The sequence below is a fragment of the Pseudomonas sp. C9-3 genome, assembly GCF_032392015.1.
Lineage (GTDB): Bacteria > Pseudomonadota > Gammaproteobacteria > Pseudomonadales > Pseudomonadaceae > Pseudomonas > Pseudomonas nitroreducens.
The window spans coordinates 1852844-1870488 of sequence record NZ_CP135919.1; the positions used below are offsets into that span (position 1 = coordinate 1852844).

The 17645-nt window shown below is 64.5% G+C and carries 13 protein-coding genes and 1 pseudogene; 12 read left to right on the top strand and 2 right to left on the bottom strand.

The window, feature by feature from the left end; translation table 11 throughout:
• Nucleotides 1-40 precede the first annotated feature (40 nt).
• From odhB to brnQ, 5 genes are all read left to right on the top strand, one after another.
• The gene (odhB, locus tag RS899_RS08420; protein WP_054907943.1) at nucleotides 41-1273 is read left to right on the top strand and encodes a 2-oxoglutarate dehydrogenase complex dihydrolipoyllysine-residue succinyltransferase; all 1233 of its coding nucleotides are present in this window, start codon (nucleotides 41-43) and stop codon (nucleotides 1271-1273) included.
• Nucleotides 1274-1354: 81 nt separating this feature from the next.
• Nucleotides 1355-2791 (top strand): dihydrolipoyl dehydrogenase, encoded by a 1437-nt coding sequence (lpdA, locus tag RS899_RS08425; protein WP_054907944.1) that lies wholly within the window; start codon nucleotides 1355-1357, stop codon nucleotides 2789-2791.
• A 159-nt stretch (nucleotides 2792-2950) separates the two neighbouring features.
• The gene (gene sucC, locus RS899_RS08430; protein ID WP_015477516.1) at nucleotides 2951-4117 is read left to right on the top strand and encodes an ADP-forming succinate--CoA ligase subunit beta; all 1167 of its coding nucleotides are present in this window, start codon (nucleotides 2951-2953) and stop codon (nucleotides 4115-4117) included.
• Nucleotides 4117-4998: a succinate--CoA ligase subunit alpha gene (gene sucD, locus RS899_RS08435; RefSeq protein WP_038803160.1), complete on the top strand. Its 882-nt coding sequence runs from the start codon at nucleotides 4117-4119 to the stop codon at nucleotides 4996-4998. Before sucC ends, sucD begins: the two co-directional genes overlap by 1 nt.
• 482 nt (nucleotides 4999-5480) lie before the next feature.
• Complete coding sequence (gene brnQ, locus RS899_RS08440; protein WP_054907945.1) at nucleotides 5481-6794, top strand: branched-chain amino acid transport system II carrier protein; 1314 nt, start codon at nucleotides 5481-5483, stop codon at nucleotides 6792-6794.
• A gap of 102 nt (nucleotides 6795-6896) precedes the next feature.
• Here brnQ and RS899_RS08445 read toward each other — a convergent pair whose 3' ends face one another.
• A complete protein-coding gene (locus tag RS899_RS08445; RefSeq protein ID WP_054907946.1) occupies nucleotides 6897-7562 on the bottom strand; it encodes a DUF3313 domain-containing protein in 666 nt (221 codons plus the stop codon).
• A gap of 76 nt (nucleotides 7563-7638) precedes the next feature.
• Nucleotides 7639-8940, bottom strand: a complete 1302-nt coding sequence (locus RS899_RS08450) for an OmpP1/FadL family transporter (protein ID WP_315809612.1) — start codon at nucleotides 8938-8940, stop codon at nucleotides 7639-7641.
• 615 nt (nucleotides 8941-9555) lie between these two features.
• Here RS899_RS08450 and RS899_RS08455 point away from each other — a divergent pair.
• The 7 genes and pseudogenes from RS899_RS08455 (at nucleotide 9556) to RS899_RS08485 (ending at nucleotide 17641) form a co-directional block, all read left to right on the top strand.
• Nucleotides 9556-11050: pseudogene (locus RS899_RS08455) on the top strand (arylsulfatase).
• Between the two features lie 273 nt (nucleotides 11051-11323).
• Nucleotides 11324-12304, top strand: coding sequence for an AAA family ATPase (locus RS899_RS08460; protein WP_233298859.1), 981 nt, complete (start codon nucleotides 11324-11326; stop codon nucleotides 12302-12304).
• A 14-nt stretch (nucleotides 12305-12318) separates the two neighbouring features.
• Nucleotides 12319-13260, top strand: coding sequence for a DUF58 domain-containing protein (locus RS899_RS08465; RefSeq protein WP_054907950.1), 942 nt, complete (start codon nucleotides 12319-12321; stop codon nucleotides 13258-13260).
• Nucleotides 13257-13754 carry a DUF4381 domain-containing protein gene (locus RS899_RS08470; protein ID WP_315809613.1) on the top strand — a complete coding sequence of 166 codons (498 nt, stop codon included), beginning with the start codon at nucleotides 13257-13259 and terminating at the stop codon, nucleotides 13752-13754. Before RS899_RS08465 ends, RS899_RS08470 begins: the two co-directional genes overlap by 4 nt.
• Complete coding sequence (locus tag RS899_RS08475) at nucleotides 13741-14748, top strand: VWA domain-containing protein (protein ID WP_315809614.1); 1008 nt, start codon at nucleotides 13741-13743, stop codon at nucleotides 14746-14748. Before RS899_RS08470 ends, RS899_RS08475 begins: the two co-directional genes overlap by 14 nt.
• On the top strand, nucleotides 14748-16322 hold the full coding sequence (locus tag RS899_RS08480; RefSeq protein ID WP_315809615.1) for a VWA domain-containing protein: 1575 nt from the start codon (nucleotides 14748-14750) through the stop codon (nucleotides 16320-16322). Before RS899_RS08475 ends, RS899_RS08480 begins: the two co-directional genes overlap by 1 nt.
• Nucleotides 16319-17641 (top strand): hypothetical protein, encoded by a 1323-nt coding sequence (locus tag RS899_RS08485; protein WP_315809616.1) that lies wholly within the window; start codon nucleotides 16319-16321, stop codon nucleotides 17639-17641. The genes RS899_RS08480 and RS899_RS08485 overlap by 4 nt, the downstream gene beginning before the upstream one ends.
• The last annotated feature ends 4 nt before the right edge of the window (nucleotides 17642-17645 follow it).

Below are 17645 nucleotides of genomic sequence, written 5' to 3' on the forward strand. Positions count from 1 at the left end.
CCAACGCGCAGTTGATACCGAATTTAAGGAAACACACATAATGGCTATCGAAATCAAAGCCCCAACCTTCCCGGAATCGGTTGCCGACGGCACCGTTGCAACCTGGCACAAGAAGGTCGGTGAAGCCGTCAAGCGCGACGAACTGATCGTCGACATCGAGACCGACAAGGTCGTGATCGAAGTACTGGCCGAGGCTGACGGCGTCCTGGCAGAGATCGTCAAGAACGAAGGCGACACCGTTCTCTCCAACGAGCTGCTGGGCAAGCTGAGCGAAGGCGGTGCTGCCGCTGCCGCTCCGGCTGCTGCCTCGGCTCCGGCTGCTGCACCTGCTGCCGCTGCACCGGCCGCTGCTGCCGCTGGCGACGACAACATCCTCTCGCCGGCTGCCCGCAAGCTGGCCGAAGAGAACGGCATCGACCCGAACAGCCTGGCCGGTACCGGCAAGGGCGGTCGCGTCACCAAGGAAGACGTCGTCGCTGCCGTTGAAGCCAAGAAGAACGCCCCGGCCGCCGCTCCGGCTGCCAAGGCTGCAGCTCCGGCTGCCGCTGCTCCGGTGTTCGCCGCTGGCGACCGCGTCGAGAAGCGCGTTCCGATGACCCGCCTGCGCGCCAAGGTTGCCGAGCGTCTGGTCGAAGCCCAGTCCTCCATGGCCATGCTGACTACCTTCAACGAAGTCAACATGAAGCCGATCATGGACCTGCGCAACAAGTACAAGGACCTGTTCGAGAAGAAGCACAACGGCGTACGCCTGGGCTTCATGTCCTTCTTCGTCAAGGCCGCCACCGAAGCCCTGAAGCGCTTCCCGGGTGTCAACGCCTCGATCGACGGCAACGACATCGTCTACCACGGCTACCAGGACATCGGTGTGGCAGTTTCCAGCGACCGCGGTCTGGTCGTACCGGTTCTGCGTAACGCCGAGTTCATGAGCCTGGCCGAGATCGAGAACGGCATCGCCACCTTCGGCAAGAAAGCCAAAGACGGCAAGCTGTCCATCGAAGACATGACCGGTGGTACTTTCACCATTTCCAACGGTGGCGTATTCGGTTCCCTGCTGTCGACTCCGATCGTCAACCCGCCGCAGACCGCTATCCTCGGCATGCACAAGATCCAGGAGCGCCCGATGGCCGTTAACGGTCAAGTGGTCATCCTGCCGATGATGTACCTGGCGCTGTCCTACGATCACCGCATGATCGATGGCAAGGAAGCAGTAAGCTTCCTGGTCACCATGAAGGATCTGCTGGAAGACCCGGCTCGCCTGCTGCTGGACGTCTGATACGTCAATTCACACGACGGCCCCGTACTACACGACGGCCCCGAAAGGGGCCGTCCGCTTCACCGGAATAAGGATTGAGACATGAGCCAGAAATTCGACGTGGTTGTGATTGGTGCCGGCCCCGGCGGCTATGTAGCCGCCATCCGTGCCGCCCAGCTCGGCCTGAAGACCGCTTGCATCGAGAAGTACATCGGTAAAGAGGGCAAGGTTGCCCTCGGCGGTACCTGCCTGAACGTAGGTTGCATCCCGTCCAAGGCACTGCTGGACAGCTCCTGGAAGTACAAGGAAGCCAAAGAAGGCTTCGACGTCCACGGTATCTCCACCGGCGGCGTGAAGATGGACGTTCCGGCGATGATTGCCCGCAAGGCCAACATCGTGAAGAACCTGACCGGCGGCATCGCCACCCTGTTCAAGGCCAACGGCGTGACCTCCTTCGAAGGCCACGGCAAGGTCCTGGCCAACAAGCAGGTCGAAGTGACCGGCCTGGACGGCAAGACCCAGGTTCTGGAAGCCGACAACATCATCATCGCCTCGGGCTCCAAGCCGGTTGAAATCCCGCCGGCCCCGCTGACCGAAGACGTGATCGTCGACTCCACCGGCGCCCTGGAATTCCAGAGCGTACCGAAGAAGCTCGGCGTAATCGGCGCTGGCGTCATCGGCCTGGAGCTGGGTTCGGTCTGGGCTCGCCTGGGCGCTGAAGTCACCGTCCTGGAAGCCCTGGACAAGTTCCTTCCGGCTGCCGACGAGCAGATCGCCAAGGAAGCCCTGAAGGTCCTGACCAAGCAAGGCCTGAACATCCGCCTGGGCGCTCGCGTCACCGGTTCGGACGTGAAGAAGAAGCAGGTCACCGTGACCTTCACTGACGCCAATGGCGAGCAGAAGGAAACCTTCGACAAGCTGATCGTGGCCGTGGGCCGTCGCCCGGTGACCACCGACCTGCTGGCCGCCGACAGCGGCGTGACCCTGGATGAGCGTGGCTTCATCTACGTCGACGACCACTGCAAGACCAGCGTTCCGGGCGTCTACGCCATCGGTGACGTGGTCCGCGGCGCCATGCTGGCGCACAAGGCCTCGGAAGAGGGCGTGATGGTTGCCGAGCGCATCGCCGGCCACAAGGCTCAGATGAACTACGACCTGATTCCGTCGGTGATCTACACCCACCCGGAAATCGCATGGGTCGGCAAGACCGAGCAGCAGCTGAAAGGCGAAGGCGTTGAAGTCAACGTCGGTACCTTCCCGTTCGCCGCCAGCGGCCGTGCCATGGCCGCCAACGACACCACCGGCCTGGTCAAGGTCATCGCCGATGCCAAGACCGACCGCGTACTGGGCGTTCACGTGATCGGCCCGAGCGCCGCCGAGCTGGTACAGCAAGGCGCGATCGGCATGGAATTCGGCACCAGTGCCGAAGACCTGGGCATGATGGTCTTCTCCCACCCGACTCTGTCCGAAGCGCTGCACGAAGCGGCCCTGGCAGTGAATGGCCACGCCATCCACATCGCCAACCGCAAGAAGCGCTAAGGAACGGGACCACGGCGGGGAGGGCGGCAGTCTTTTGCGAGGGGCTGCCCCCGACCCGCCGGATCGTTTCTCCCCCGAGGGGGAATCGGTCACAGGTGGCGTGGCGCCACGAGCGCCGCGCCGAATGCGCAATACCCAAGACGAAAACGGTAGACAAGCATGAATCTCCACGAATATCAGGGTAAGCAGCTGTTCGCTGAGTACGGCCTGCCCGTATCCAAGGGCTTCGCCGTCGACACACCCGAAGAGGCCGCAGAAGCCTGTGAAAAAATCGGTGGTACCGAGTGGGTCGTTAAAGCCCAGGTACACGCCGGTGGCCGCGGTAAAGCGGGCGGTGTGAAGCTGGTCAAGAGCAAAGAGGACGCCAAGGCGTTCGCCGCCAACTGGCTGGGCAAGCGTCTGGTGACTTACCAGACTGACGCCAACGGCCAGCCGGTCAGCAAGATCCTGGTGGAATCCTGCACCGACATCGACAAGGAGCTGTACCTCGGCGCCGTTGTCGACCGTTCCAGCCGTCGCATCGTCTTCATGGCCTCCACCGAAGGTGGCGTGGACATCGAGAAAGTTGCGCACGAGACCCCTGAGAAGATCCTGAAAGCCACCATCGATCCGCTGGTTGGCGCTCAGCCGTACCAGGGTCGCGAGCTGGCTTTCCAGCTGGGCCTGAAGGGCGACCAGATCAAGCAGTTCACCCACATCTTCGTGGGCCTGGCCAAGCTGTTCCAGGATTACGACCTGGCGCTGCTGGAAGTGAACCCGCTGGTGATCAAGAAAGACGGCAACCTGCACTGCCTGGACGCCAAGATCAACATCGACTCCAATGCCATGTACCGTCAGCCTAAGCTGCGCGCCATGCACGACCCGTCCCAGGACGACGCTCGTGAAGCCCATGCGCAGAAGTGGGAACTGAACTACGTCGCACTGGAAGGCAACATCGGCTGCATGGTCAACGGCGCTGGCCTGGCCATGGGCACCATGGACATCGTCAACCTGCACGGCGGCAAGCCGGCCAACTTCCTCGACGTTGGCGGCGGTGCCACCAAAGAGCGCGTGACCGAAGCGTTCAAGATCATCCTGTCCGACAGCAACGTCGCTGCCGTTCTGGTGAACATCTTCGGCGGCATCGTTCGCTGCGACATGATTGCCGAAGGCATCATCGGCGCCGTGAAAGAAGTCGGCGTGAAAATCCCGGTTGTCGTTCGTCTGGAAGGCAACAACGCCGACCTCGGCGCCAAGGTCCTGGCCGAAAGCGGTCTGAACATCATCGCGGCGACCAGCCTGACCGACGCTGCCCAGCAAGTCGTCAAGGCCGCGGAGGGTAAGTAATGAGCGTCCTGATCAATAAAGACACCAAAGTTATCTGCCAGGGCTTCACCGGCTCGCAGGGTACCTTCCACTCCGAACAAGCCATCGCCTACGGCACCAAGATGGTTGGCGGCGTGACCCCCGGCAAGGGCGGCACCACCCACCTGGGCCTGCCGGTGTTCAACACCGTCAAGGAAGCCGTGGAAGCTACCGGCGCTGACGCGTCGGTCATCTACGTTCCGGCTCCGTTCTGCAAGGACTCGATCCTGGAAGCGGCCTTCGGCGGCATCAAGCTGATCGTCTGCATCACCGAAGGCATCCCGACCATCGACATGCTGGAAGCCAAGGTCAAGTGCGACGAGCTGGGCGTACGCCTGATCGGCCCGAACTGCCCGGGCGTGATCACTCCCGGCGAGTGCAAGATCGGCATCATGCCGGGTCACATCCACCTGCCGGGCAAGGTAGGCATCGTGTCGCGTTCCGGCACCCTGACCTACGAAGCCGTGAAGCAGACCACCGACGCCGGCTTCGGCCAGTCCACCTGCGTGGGCATCGGTGGCGACCCGATCCCGGGCTCCAACTTCATCGACATCCTGAAGCTGTTCCAGGAAGACCCGAAAACCGAAGCCATCGTCATGATCGGCGAAATCGGTGGTTCGGCTGAAGAAGAAGCGGCTGCCTACATCAAGGCCAACGTGACCAAGCCGGTGGTGTCCTACATCGCTGGTGTCACCGCACCGCCCGGCAAGCGCATGGGCCACGCCGGCGCCATCATCTCCGGCGGCAAGGGCACTGCGGACGAGAAGTTCGCCGCCCTGCAGGACGCTGGTGTGAAAACCGTGCGTTCCCTGGCCGACATCGGCAAGGCCCTGGCCGAGCTGACCGGCTGGCCGGTCAAGTAAGCGCCTCGCTTATTTAACCGTTTGTCAACAGAGGCCACCTTCGGGTGGCCTCTGTCGTTTCTGCCTCGTCTGAAAAGTGTCGTTCAGGCGACATCGCCGATCATTGCGCGGACGATCTGACGTATGTCAGTGCAGCTCATCGGAATAGATCGTTAGGCTAGCAACTATATGAAGCGTCGCGCTCCCCACAAGGGAGGGCTCGCTCACCGTCAATTCCTACCCGGAAGCGACGGCGATTCCTGACCGTCAAGGATGGCGGGATAACCAGAATGCAGGAGCAACCGGGCCACGAGCCCATGGAAAACCTCTGCTATCGGACTTCCAAGAACAACTCTCCGTACCGATGACAGCAGCATCACAGGATGCGCAGGCTCGCCCCGAGTGAGTCGGCCAGTCCCGTTCGATGCGGCTTTGTCACGTCCGTACGGCGTGCGTGCCTTGGGAGACCACAAACCCGCTAAAGCACTGTGGTATTTCCCTTCATGAAAGTCTTGAAAGGCCAGGACGTCCTGGCATTGGGTTTTATGACCTTCGCGCTGTTCGTTGGCGCGGGCAACATCATCTTCCCGCCGATCGTGGGCCTGCAGTCGGGGCCGCACGTTTGGATGGCAGCGCTGGGCTTCCTGATCACCGCGGTCGGCCTGCCGGTGATCACCGTTGTCGCGCTGGCAAAAGTCGGCGGCGCGATGGACACCCTGAGCCACCCGATCGGTCGCGTTGCCGGTGGGTTGCTGGCGGCCGTCTGCTACCTGTCGGTCGGGCCGCTGTTCGCCACCCCGCGTACTGCCACCGTCTCCTTCGAAGTCGGCCTGGCGCCGCTGACCGGGGAGGGCGCTCTGCCGCTGTTCCTCTATAGCCTGGTGTACTTCCTGGTGGTGCTGGTGATCTCGCTGTATCCGGGCAAGCTGCTGGATACCGTCGGCCGCTTCCTCGCGCCGCTGAAGATCATCGCCCTGGCCGCCCTGGGTATCGCCGCCTTCATGCTGCCGGCCGGCCCCATCGGCGTTGCTGAGCCGGCCTACCAGGCCGCGGCGTTCTCCCAGGGCTTCGTCAATGGCTACCTGACCATGGACACCCTTGGCGCGCTGGTCTTCGGCATCGTCATCGTCAACGCGATCCGCTCCCGTGGCGTGGATTCGCCGCGGCTGATCACCCGCTACGCCATCATTGCCGGCCTGATCGCCGGTGTCGGCCTGGCGCTGGTGTACATCAGCCTGTTCCGCCTGGGCTCGGGCAGCCATGAGATTGCCGCCGGTGCCGCCAACGGCGCTGCCGTCCTGCACGCCTACGTGCAGCATACCTTCGGCTCGCTGGGCAGTACTTTCCTCGCCGTGCTGATCGCACTGGCCTGCCTGGTCACTGCCGTGGGCCTGACCTGCGCCTGCGCCGAGTACTTCTGCCGCATCCTGCCGCTGTCGTACCGCAGCCTCGTGATCATCCTGGCGGGCTTCTCGCTGCTGGTGTCGAACCTGGGGCTGACCAAGCTCATCCAGTTCTCCATCCCGGTGCTGACCGCCATCTACCCGCCGTGCATCGTGCTGGTAGCGCTGAGCTTCTGCGCCAGCCTGTGGCGCTCGCAGACCCGCATCGTTGCTCCGGTCATGGTGATTTCCTTCGTCTTCGGCATCATCGACGCGCTCAAGGGCGCCAAGCTCGACGCCTGGATGCCGGCCTGGATGGAACATCTGCCGCTGGCCGAACAGGGCCTGGCCTGGCTGATCCCCTCGGTCGCCATGCTGGCCGTGATGGTGGTGATCGACCGGCTGCTGGGCAAGCCCCAGGAAGCGATGGCCTGATCACGCCGTACTGAGCCTCCAATGAAAAAGGCCGCCCACAAGGCGGCCTTTTTCATTGCTCCAGCAGATGCTTGGTGGCGTCCTTCCTGGACTCGTCGGGTTCTACTTGCGCTTCAACTGCTCGTAGGACTTGACCATGTCCCGCGCCCAGCCATCGAGCAGGGCCTTGGCGTCGTTGGCGGTCATGACCTGGGAGGAGTTTTCCAGCTCGGTACCGGCGCCCTTGCGTACCACCTGGGCGACTACCGTGCCGTTGCTGCCATCGAGGAAGGCGGCTTCGGTGGCGATGCTGGTGTCCTGGTCGCGGATGCCGGTGGCGGTACTGACGCCGGCGGCGATCAGGGCGATCGGAATGACCTCATAAGGCTGCAGGCTCTTGGTCGAGGCGCTGACAGCAGTGATCGCCGGGCGCACGATCAGCACGCCCGGGCCGGGGCCTTCGGCCAGTGGCAGGGCCTTGGAGAATTGCGTCTTGAGGGCCTGGTCATAGTATTTGGTAATACCGTCCAGGGTGCTCTGCGGAATCTTCTCGCTGGCTTGCGGCTGCGGATAGAGCTGGCTCGGCTCGACATACACACTGGTGAACTGATTGGCGTCGATGCCGGGTTTGATCCAGCGCATCACTGGCGCGCCGGAGGGCGATTTGTCTTCCTTGAGGACGCTGTAGTCCTTGAGGAAGCCTGAGTATTTCTCGGGCTCGACGTACTTGCTTGCGCAGCCGGCGAGGGTGATGGAAGCCAGGCACAGGGCCAGGAGTTTGGTGTGCATCGAGTCGCTCCTTGTAGGTACAGCAGGTGTTGGATCGCGTTCTTCGTCGCGTGAATGCTTCGTTTGACGTGGGTTGTCAGAACCGCCAGGTCGCACCGCCGCCCAGAATGTGCAGGGCGGCATTGCGATAGGTACCGGAGAGGGTTTCGCCGGATCGGGACTTGGTCTGCTCGTCGTCCATGTCGCCCATCCAGACCAGGGTGTAGGCCACATGCAGGTCGAGGCCCTCTTCCAGCTCGTAGTTCACCCCGGTCGCCAGGCGCCAGGCCTCGCCCATGGGGTTGTCGACGGTGCGATCCTTGTCGTCCACCGCCGAGCTGTCGTAGCCCAGGCCCATGCTCCAGCGCAGGCGCGGGTTGGCCTGGTACTGCGCGCCGACGGAGGCGTGCCAGGTGTCCTTGTACTGGCGGTCGACGGTGCGGTCGACGCCGCCGGTGTTGGCGTCGACTTCCACGCCGATCTGACCGAAGTCGCTCCAGTCCTGCCAGCCCAGGCTGCCCAGCAGCTTCCATTGCGGGTCGAGTTGGTGGGCGATGCTCAGGGTCGCCGTCTGCGGGATGTTCATGTCCAGTTCCAGCGAGTCGACATCCAGGCGATTGAGCGCGGCATTGATGATCGGGTTGCTGACCTTGCGCACATCCGGGCTGTCCTTGAACTCCAGCTTGACCTTGCTGGTGTAGGCGAGGCCGATCTGCGTACGGTCGCTCACGTGGTAGAGCAGGCCCAGGTTGACCCCGGTGCCGACGTCGGTGTCCTTGTATTCCAGCTGGCCGTCCGGCCGGTCTGCCAGCCCGAGCAGGTTGTTGTTGATGGCCATCTCGGTGCGGTAGTAGCCGTAGACGAAGCGCGGACCGATGCCCACGGTGAGGTCGTCGGTGAACTTGTGCGCCAGGGTTGGCTGGAAGGACACGCCGATTACCGCCGCCTCCTGGGTGAAGTAGCGGCCGGCCCAGTCGTCGTCGTAATCGAGCGCCAGGCCGAAATTGCCGTACATGCCGAAGCCGATGGCCGAGCGGTCGTCGATCTGGTGGCTGATGAACAGGCTGGAGCCCGGCAGCCATTGCAGGGAGTTGCCGCCTTCGTTGCCATCGAACTGGTTGTTGCTGTCACGGGAGAAGCGGATGTCACCGAGGATCACCTGGGCGTTGGCGCTGATCTGCGTGCCCTTGAGTTCGGCGATGCCGGCCGGGTTGCTCATCAGCACGCTCGGATCGGTGGCCAGCGCAGCGGAGCCGGCGTTGGCAAGGCCATTGCCTTCCTGCCCGGCCTCGTAGATCAGGATGCCGCCCGCCAGCGCAGGGCTGCTCAGGCAAGCCAGGAAAACCGTCGATAGCAGATAAACAGAAGCAGGCTTGGTTCGTAGGTGATCCGCGTTCATCTGGCGCTCCGAGTGCACACCGTTATCAACCGCCACAAGTGCAGGCCTGTGGCGGCTCAATGCTCCGAATGCTTTCTGGAGTCGAGTTCCGATTCCCCATCGAGAGGGGTGGCTGTGAAATCAGCCTAGATAGCCAAACGCGATGTGCAAGCCGACTTTAAATTCACAGTGAAATTAATAGTCGGCCCAGGCCCCACCGGATTAAGAGCGAGCGCTCGGTTGCGCGGAAGAGGGCGCGAGGATTGACGTCAAATGAAAAAATCCTGACGTAAAAAGACAAGAAAACAGGTGCGGTTCTTCCGAACACTTGCAGGCAATAACAACGCTGCAGCGGCCTGTGCCGAATGTAGGAGATCGCCATGCGCTTACTGGCTTGCCTGTTCCTTGTCGCGACAGTGGGTCTGACCTGTGCCGCCATTCAGGGGCATGTACCGACACCCAGGGCCGATACAGCAGAGCACGGGGGAGTTCCGGCCAGCGTAGGTGACATCTTCAACCGATTCTGAGCACTGCGCCGAAATCAGCCCAACTCCCTGCAACAAGGCCATAACAACAATGAAATCGGGTTCTCGTCTGGCTCACTGGTGTGGCATCGCCACGCTCATGCTTGCAAGCATGTCCTTGCCGACAGCGCTACTGGCTGCGGACAAGCCGAATATCCTGGTCATCTTCGGCGACGACATCGGCATCACCAACATCAGCAAGTACAGTTACGGAATGATGGGCTACAAGACGCCCAACATAGATCGCCTCGCCAATGAGGGCGTGATGTTCACCGACTACTACGGTGAGCAGAGTTGCACTGCGGGGCGTGCGGCCTTCATCACTGGCCAGCACCCGGTACGTACCGGCCTGACCAAGGTCGGAATCCCCGGCTCGCCGATCGGCATCCAGAAGGAAGACCCGACGCTGGCAGAGCTGCTCAAGCCGCTGGGCTACATGACCGGTCAGTTCGGCAAGAACCACCTGGGCGACCGCGACGAGTTCCTGCCGACCAACCATGGTTTCGACGAGTTCTTCGGCAACCTCTACCACCTCAATGCCGAAGAGGGGCCGGAAGATCCCGACTGGACGAAGAACCCGGCCATCGACAAGATGATCCACACCTCGCGGTGTCATCCACAGCACCGCCGACGGCAAGATCGAGGACCTGGGCGCGCTCAACAGCAAGCGCATGGAGACGATCGACGAAGAGTTCCTGCAAGCCTCGAAGAACTTCATCGACAAGGCTGTCAAGGCCGACAAGCCCTTCTTCGTCTGGTTCAACTCCAGCCGCATGCACTACTACACGCACATCAGCGACAAGGTGGCGGGGAAGTCCGGGCAGGACTTCTACAACGACGGCATGCTCGAACACGATGGCCACGTCGGCCAGTTGCTGAAGCAGCTCGACGACCTGGGCGTGAGCGAAAACACCATCGTGCTCTACACCACCGACAACGGCGTGCACTTCAACCAGTGGCCGGATGCGGGCATCACGCCGTTCCGCGGCGAGAAGAACACCAACTGGGAGGGTGGCTTCCGGGTGCCGGCCATCGTGCGCTGGCCGAATCACTTCAAGGCCGGTGAGGTGTCCAACGACATCATGTCCGCCCAGGACTGGCTGCCGACGCTGATGGCCGCCGCGGGCGTGAGCGACGTCAAGGAGCAATTGCTCAAGGGTTACCAGGCCGGGCCGAAGCAGTTCAAGGTCCACCTGGACGGCTACAACTTCCTGCCTTACCTGGAGGGCAAGAGCGACAAGGGTCCGCGCACCGACTTCTACTATTTCAGCGATGACGGCAAGTTGCTCGGCATGCGCGATGGTGACTGGAAGGTGGTGTTCTCCGAGCAGCGGGCGAAGCGCTTCGACGTGTGGCGCGATCCCTTCGTCGACCTGCGCATTCCCAAGGTCTTCAACCTGCGGCGCGATCCGTTCGAGCGCGCCGACACCGACTCCAACAGCTACAACGTCTGGTGGGACAAGAAGGTGGCGGTGGTGGCCTTGCCGGCAATGATCCGTGTCCAGCAGTTCCTCACCACGTTCAAGGAATACCCGCCGCGCCAGCGCCCGGCCACTTTCACCGTGGACCAGATGCTGGAGAAGTTCATGCATTACCAGGAGCAGTGAGACTTCCCCAGCTCTGCTGCCAGAGGCCCGCCAGCACTGCTGCGCGGGCCTCGCGACGCTCGAATTGACGATGGTGGAAGCCGAGACTGCACAGCACGCTGCCGCCAGCCTCCCTGGTTTTGCCTGCCCGCATCATGGCAACCCGCTTCCATAGCGAAGCATTACCAGTGGGCTACTGTTATCCAGCAGGCCGTGGCACGGCAGTGTGGCTGGAGGGCAATTCCAGCACGCCATCGGCAAGGAACCCGAACCCACGGTACAAGGATCATCCCCGTGTCCACGCGTGAACAGATTGCTGGCCTGGAAGCCGCCGTGTCGGCGCAGGTGCTCGGCCAGGAAGAAACCGTCCGCCACATCCTGCTGGGCCTGCTGGCCAACGGTCACGTCTTGCTGGAAAGCCTGCCCGGGCTGGCCAAGACCCGCACCGTCAAGGCGCTGTCGAAGCACCTCGATGCCCGCATGAGCCGCGTGCAGTTCACCCCCGACCTGTTGCCGTCGGACATCACCGGTGCCGAGATCCTGCAGCAGACCGAGCAGGGCAACCAGCTCAGGTTCCAGCCGGGGCCGCTGTTCGGCAACGTCATCCTCGCCGACGAGATCAACCGCGCGCCGGCCAAGGTGCAGGCGGCGTTGCTCGAAGCCATGGAAGAGCGCCAGATCACCGTCGCCGGACAAACGCATCGGATGCCTGGCCTGTTCATGGTGCTGGCGACGCAGAACCCCATCGAGCAGGAAGGCACGTATCCGTTGCCGGAAGCGCAGATGGACCGCTTCCTGATGAAGCTGCTGATCGACTATCCCAAGGTCGAGGACGAGTCCCGCGTATTGCAACTGGTGCGCGCCGAGGAGCGCAGCCAGCAGTCCGGCACCGAGCCGCTGGAGATCACGCCGCTTGCCCAGGACGCCGTGTTCGCGGCGCGCCGGGAAGTGGGCGACGTACATGTCTCGGACGCCATCGACCGCTACCTGATCGACCTCATCCATGCCACTCGCCGACCCGCCGACTATGACGCCGACCTGGCCCGCTGGTTGAAGGTCGGCGCCAGCCCGCGCGGCGGCATCAGCCTGGACCGCGTTTCCCGCGCCCACGCCTGGATGGCCGGCAATGATTACGTCACGCCCGACGATGTACGCGCTGTCGTGCATCCCGTTCTGCGTCATCGCCTGCTGCTGTCCTATGACGCGGTGGCCGATGGCGTCGGTGCCGATCAGGTGATCGACCGGCTGCTCGACAAAGTCGCGATTCCTGCCTGAGGAGGAGGGCGTCGATGGCGGATCAGCAGCCGGTCGCCGATGGTTTCGTCTACGCCTCGCTGGACCAGCTGATGCTGCTGGAACATCGCGTGCGCGGCCTGAGCTTCCTGTCGCGGCAACCGTTGTCCAGCATCCTTTCCGGCAGCCACGCGGCGCGCTTGCGCGGCCGGGGGCTGAGCTTTGACGAACTGCGCCAGTACAACCCTGGCGACGACCTGCGTCATCTGGACTGGCGCGCCTCGCTGCGCTACGGCAAGCCCTTCGTGCGCAGCTATACCGAGGAGCGCGACCGCCCCACGCTGCTGCTGGTGGACCAGCGCATGAGCATGTATTTCGGCTCCAAGCGCAGCTTCAAGTCCGTGACCGCTGCGGAGATTGCCGCGCTCGGCGCCTGGATGGCTCTGCAGGCGGGTGACCGGGTCGGCGGCCTGGTGTTCGGCGACCGCCAGATCGAGTACATCCGCCCCTTGCGCAGCCGGGCCAGAGTCGAGGCGCTGTGCGCGGCCATCGTGCGGCACAACCATGCACTGCAAGCCACCCGCAGCGACGACGATGCACCCGGCCAGCTCGACCGGGCGCTGCGCCAATGCCTGGGGGTAGCGGGGCACGACAGCCTGGTGGTGATCATCAGCGACTTTGCCGGCGTGACCGACCAGACGCTGCAGCTGTTGCGGCAGCTGAGCTCGCATAACGACGTGCTGGCCTTGCAGGTATTCGATCCACTTGCCCTGCGCCTGCCGGATCGCGGCCGCGTGACCGTGACCCAGGGCGAACTGCAGGTGGAACTGGAGGTTGGCCGGCGGCAGGTGCACCGGCCGCTGGGCGAGTTCCTATCCGGCCGCCTGAAGGACGTGGCGACCCTGCTGCGCCGCAGCCAGGTGCCCTTGATGATGTTCAGCAGCGGCCGCGACAGCCTGGAGCAACTGCGCGGCGAGCTGGGGCGCCTGGCGCGATGAGCACTCCGCGCATCGACCAGCTCCAGGAACTGCCGGCGCCACCGACGCTGGTCAGCTACTGGCCGCAGACCTGGGCCTGGGCGGTACTTGCCCTGCTGCTCGTGGCGGCCTTGGCCGTTTGGGCGCTATGGCGCTACCGGCGATGGCGGCGCGACCGCTATCGGCGCGAGGCGCTGCTGCTCCTGGATGATCTGGGTACGGCCCTGGCGGACCCGCAACGTCGTCTTGCCGCGCTGCGCCAGCTGCCTTCGCTGCTCAAGCGTGTGGCACTGTCGATGCCCGGTGGCGAAGCCACGGCGGCGCTGGGTGGCAGCGCCTGGCGCAGCTATCTGCAAGGCCGCAGCCCGGCGCAGCTGCCGGACGATCTGGATCAGCGGCTGGCCATGCTGGCCTATGCGCCGGATGAGCGCGTCCAGGCACTGGGCGAGCAGGAGGCGCAGGCCCTGCTGGCGGTCTGCCGGGAATGGATCGAGGTGCACCATGTGGCAGTTTGACCTGCCCTGGCTGCTGCTCCTGCTGCCGTTGCCCTGGCTCGCCTGGCGCTACCTGCCGGCCTACCGGGAATCGCGCAGCGCCTTGCGGGTGCCGTTCTTCGCCGCCATGAGCCGCGCCGTGGGGCAGGAACCCAGCCGCGGCGGAGCCGCCGGTGGGCGCTGGCAACTCCCCCTGAACCTGCTGGTGTGGGTGCTGGTGCTGGTGGCGTGCGCGCGTCCGGTATTGGTGGAGAAACCCATCGAGCGGGTGCAGCCGATCCGCGACCTGATGCTGGCCATCGATATCTCGCAGTCCATGGAGACCAACGATTACCTCGATGCCGGTGGCCAGCGGGTGGACCGCCTGAGCATCGTCAAGGGCGTGGTGCGCGACTTCATCGGCGAGCGCAAGGATGACCGTATCGGCCTGATCGTCTTCGGCACCGGCGCCTTCGCCCAGGCGCCGCCGACGCTGGACCACGCCAGCCTGCTGATGTTGCTGGACGAAGTCGGCATCGGCATGGCGGGGCCGAACACCGCCCTGGGCGACGCCATCGGCCTGACGCTCAAGCTGCTCAAGGACGCGCCGGAGCAGGAAAAGGTGCTGATCCTGCTCACCGACGGCAACGACACTGCCAGCGCCATCACGCCCAGCCACGCGGCGGCCATGGCCCATGAGCGCGGTGTGGTAGTGCACACCATCGGCATTGGCGACCCCGCGGCCAGCGGCGAGTCGAAGGTGGACCTGAAGACGTTGCAGGATATCGCCCACAGCACCGGCGGGCGCTACTTCCGAGCCGGCGACCGCGAGGCGCTGAAGGCCGTCTACGCGACGCTGGACCAGATCACGCCGCACCAGGTAAAGACCCTCAGCCACCAGCCCAAGCGCGACCTGTTCTGGGTGCCGCTTGGCGCTGCGTTGGCGTTGCTGGTGCTGTCGCACCTGTTGGCGGCCATCGCCGGACGATTGGCCGTGCCAGGCGATTCGCGTGGCAGCCGGGAGGTGGAGGGCTGATGGACATCGACTTCAGTGCCTTCCACTTCCTGCGGCCGTGGTGGTTGCTGCTCCTGTTGCCGGGAGTGCTGCTGCCGCTGCTGTGGAGCCGGCGTCACGATCTGGCCCGCCGCCTGGACGGCATCATTGCTCCCCATCTGCTGGAGCACCTGGTGATCACACCCACCGACCGCCAGCGTGTGCGCCCGGTGCAGCTGCTCGGCGCCGTACTGGTGCTAGGAGGCGTGGCGGCGGCCGGGCCGACCTGGGAGCAGGACCGCCCGGCCTTCCTGGAGAACCGTGCGCCGCTGATCCTGGCGGTGGACCTGTCGCCCTCCATGGCCGCCAGCGATGTTCCGCCGTCACGCATCGAGGCGGTGAAGCACAAGCTCCACGACCTCATCGTGCGGCGGCCGGGCAGCCCGACGGCGCTTATCGCCTATGCCGGCAGCGCACACCTGGTGCTGCCCGCCACCGACGATGGCGGCTTGCTCGACAGCTTCCTGCAGGCGCTGTCCCCCGGCCTTATCCAGCGCAGCGGCAAGGACGCGCTGGGTGCCATCGAGATCGCCAAGCGCCTCCTGGCGGCCGAGCAGTCGCCGGGTACCCTGGTATTGCTGACCGATGGCGCCGACCAGCAGCAGTTCGACGCCATCGACAAAGCCCTGCGCGGCAGTGATCTGCAAGTGCTGGTGCTCGCTGTAGGCAGCCAGGATGGCGGCTTGCTCGACGGTGGCCAGCAGGACGCCGCCGGCCGCCCCTTGTTGGCCAGCTTCGACTCGGACGCCTTGAAGGGCCTCGCGGAGGCGGCGGATGCGCCGCTGGGCAGCCTGACCCTGGGAGATGACGACCTGGACTGGATCGAATTGCACGCCCAGCAACACTTCCAGGCCGCCCAGGGTGACGAGCAGCAGCTGCATTGGAAGGATGCCGGTTATTGGCTGTGCTGGCCGTTGCTGCTGCTGGCGCTGGTGAGTGTACGCAAGGGCTGGAAGGTGCACTGGATGAGCGCACTGTTGCTCGCCGTCGGGCTGAGTGGTGCCCCGGAACCGGCGCGTGCCGGCGCGCTGGCCGATGCCTTTTTTACGGCGGACCAGCAGGGGCGCTGGGCTTTCGAACACGGCCATTATCCGCAGGCGGCTGCGCATTTCCGTGATCCATTCTGGAAGGGACTGGCCGCGTATCGCGCCGCAGACTACCCGCTGGCCCTGAGCAGTTTCGCCCGGCTGGATTCGTCCGAGGCGTACTTCTACCTGGGCAATACCTATGTGCGCCTGTCGAAGTTCGATCAGGCCATCGACGCTTATCGTCAGGCGCTGCAGCGCCAGGCGGACTTTCCAGCCGCCACCGCCAACCTCGCCCTGGCGCTGGCCCTGCAGAAGGACCGCGAAGACCAGCAGGAAGCCGGCCCGCCCGACGAGAAGCCCGACCAGGAGGTCTTCGACAATACCGCCGGCAAGGGCAAGAGCGTGCCCCGCGCACGCGCCAAGGCCGACTCGGACGAGCAGTGGCTGAACAACCTGAGCACCTCGCCGGCACAGTTCCTGCGCCGCAAGTTCCTGCTGCAGGATGCGGCGACGGGGGCGGGATCATGAGGCGCGCGCTGCTCTGCCTGTTGCTGTGCTGGCCTTTGCTGGGGCTGGCCGCCGAGCCGGAGGTGAAGGTCCGTACCCAGCTGCTGCCGGGCGATTCGGTGCTGGTCGGTGGGACGCTCACGTTGCAGGTCGATCTGCTGGTGGACACCTGGTTCGCCCAGCCGCCGCAACTGCCCGCGCTGAAGGTCGCCGGCGCGGTGGTCTCCGAGCCGAGCAGCGAGGCTGCCCACCTCAACGAGAAGATCGCCGGGAAGCCGTTCTTCGGCCTGCGCTACGGCTACCAGATCACCCCGCAGAATGCCGGGGAGTTCACGCTGCCTGCGCTGGATATCCAGGTGCAGCCAGGGCAGGGCAGCGGTCCGGTGAAGATCACCAGCCAGCCGCTGCACTTCACCGCCAAGGCCCCCGCGGGCGTTGCTGCCGAAGGCGGTCAGCGCCTGGTCGCCAGCCAGGTGCTGATGACCCAGCAGCTCACGGCTTCCCACGAGCCACTGCGGGTGGGCGACAGCGTGACCCGCAGCCTGCACATCACCGCCGAAAACGCCCAGGCCATGCTGATCCCCGCGCCGGACTTCGCCGAGGTGAAGGGGCTGCGCCGCTACGTGCAGCCTCCGACGGTGCAGGCCTTGAGCGATGGGCGTGGCGGCAGCAGCGGCGGTGAGCGCATGGATGCGGTCACCTACGTGGTCAGCCAGGCCGGTGATTTCCAGTTGCCGCCCATCGAGTTGCACTGGTGGGCGGCGGACAGCGGGGAGCAACGTACTGTTTCGGTCCCTGCGCTGGAGCTGTCGGCCCAGGCTGCGGCCGTCTACAAGGCGCCTTTCTCCATCAGCGACGACCTGCGCGAACTGGGGCGCCATGCCCAATTGCGTATCGCCCGTCACTGGTTGCTGCTGGCCGTGTTACTGGCGGTTCTGGTGGGCGCGGGTTACGCCGCGCATGCGTGGGGCGCGCCGTTGCGTACCGGCATGATGAATGCCATCGAACGCCGCCGCCAGGCATGGCGCGAGTCGCCTGGCTACGCCTGGCGCCAGGTTCGCTCCCAGCTCAAGGGCGACCCGCCGCAGCTTGGTGCGCTGTACCTGTGGCTGCGGCGGACAACCGGATGTCGTGAATTAAGCACGGCAGTGCCTGATGGTTCCGTCAGGCCCGGCAATTCTTTGCTAGCGTTTCTCAGGGCCCGTTACGGCCGGACCGATGCGCAGGCGCGTAGCGCGCCCGCCCAACTGATACAGGCGTTGCCGGAAATCCATCGGGAGATGGGCCACGGCAAGCCGACGAGCCTGCCGGCCCATGCCCTCAAGCCTTTGAATCCGTGATCCA

Excerpts from the sequence above, each read along its gene's own strand:
- RS899_RS08450 (WP_315809612.1), bottom strand. The coding sequence starts at position 8,940 with ATGAACGCGGATCACCTACGAACCAAGCCTGCTTCTGTTTATCTGCTA.
- sucD (WP_038803160.1), top strand. The coding sequence starts at position 4,117 with ATGAGCGTCCTGATCAATAAAGACACCAAAGTTATCTGCCAGGGCTTC.
- RS899_RS08475 (WP_315809614.1), top strand. The coding sequence starts at position 13,741 with ATGTGGCAGTTTGACCTGCCCTGGCTGCTGCTCCTGCTGCCGTTGCCC.
- RS899_RS08485 (WP_315809616.1), top strand. The coding sequence starts at position 16,319 with ATGAGGCGCGCGCTGCTCTGCCTGTTGCTGTGCTGGCCTTTGCTGGGG.
- lpdA (WP_054907944.1), top strand. The coding sequence starts at position 1,355 with ATGAGCCAGAAATTCGACGTGGTTGTGATTGGTGCCGGCCCCGGCGGC.
- RS899_RS08470 (WP_315809613.1), top strand. The coding sequence starts at position 13,257 with ATGAGCACTCCGCGCATCGACCAGCTCCAGGAACTGCCGGCGCCACCG.
- RS899_RS08480 (WP_315809615.1), top strand. The coding sequence starts at position 14,748 with ATGGACATCGACTTCAGTGCCTTCCACTTCCTGCGGCCGTGGTGGTTG.
- sucC (WP_015477516.1), top strand. The coding sequence starts at position 2,951 with ATGAATCTCCACGAATATCAGGGTAAGCAGCTGTTCGCTGAGTACGGC.
- odhB (WP_054907943.1), top strand. The coding sequence starts at position 41 with ATGGCTATCGAAATCAAAGCCCCAACCTTCCCGGAATCGGTTGCCGAC.
- RS899_RS08465 (WP_054907950.1), top strand. The coding sequence starts at position 12,319 with ATGGCGGATCAGCAGCCGGTCGCCGATGGTTTCGTCTACGCCTCGCTG.
- RS899_RS08445 (WP_054907946.1), bottom strand. The coding sequence starts at position 7,562 with ATGCACACCAAACTCCTGGCCCTGTGCCTGGCTTCCATCACCCTCGCC.
- brnQ (WP_054907945.1), top strand. The coding sequence starts at position 5,481 with ATGAAAGTCTTGAAAGGCCAGGACGTCCTGGCATTGGGTTTTATGACC.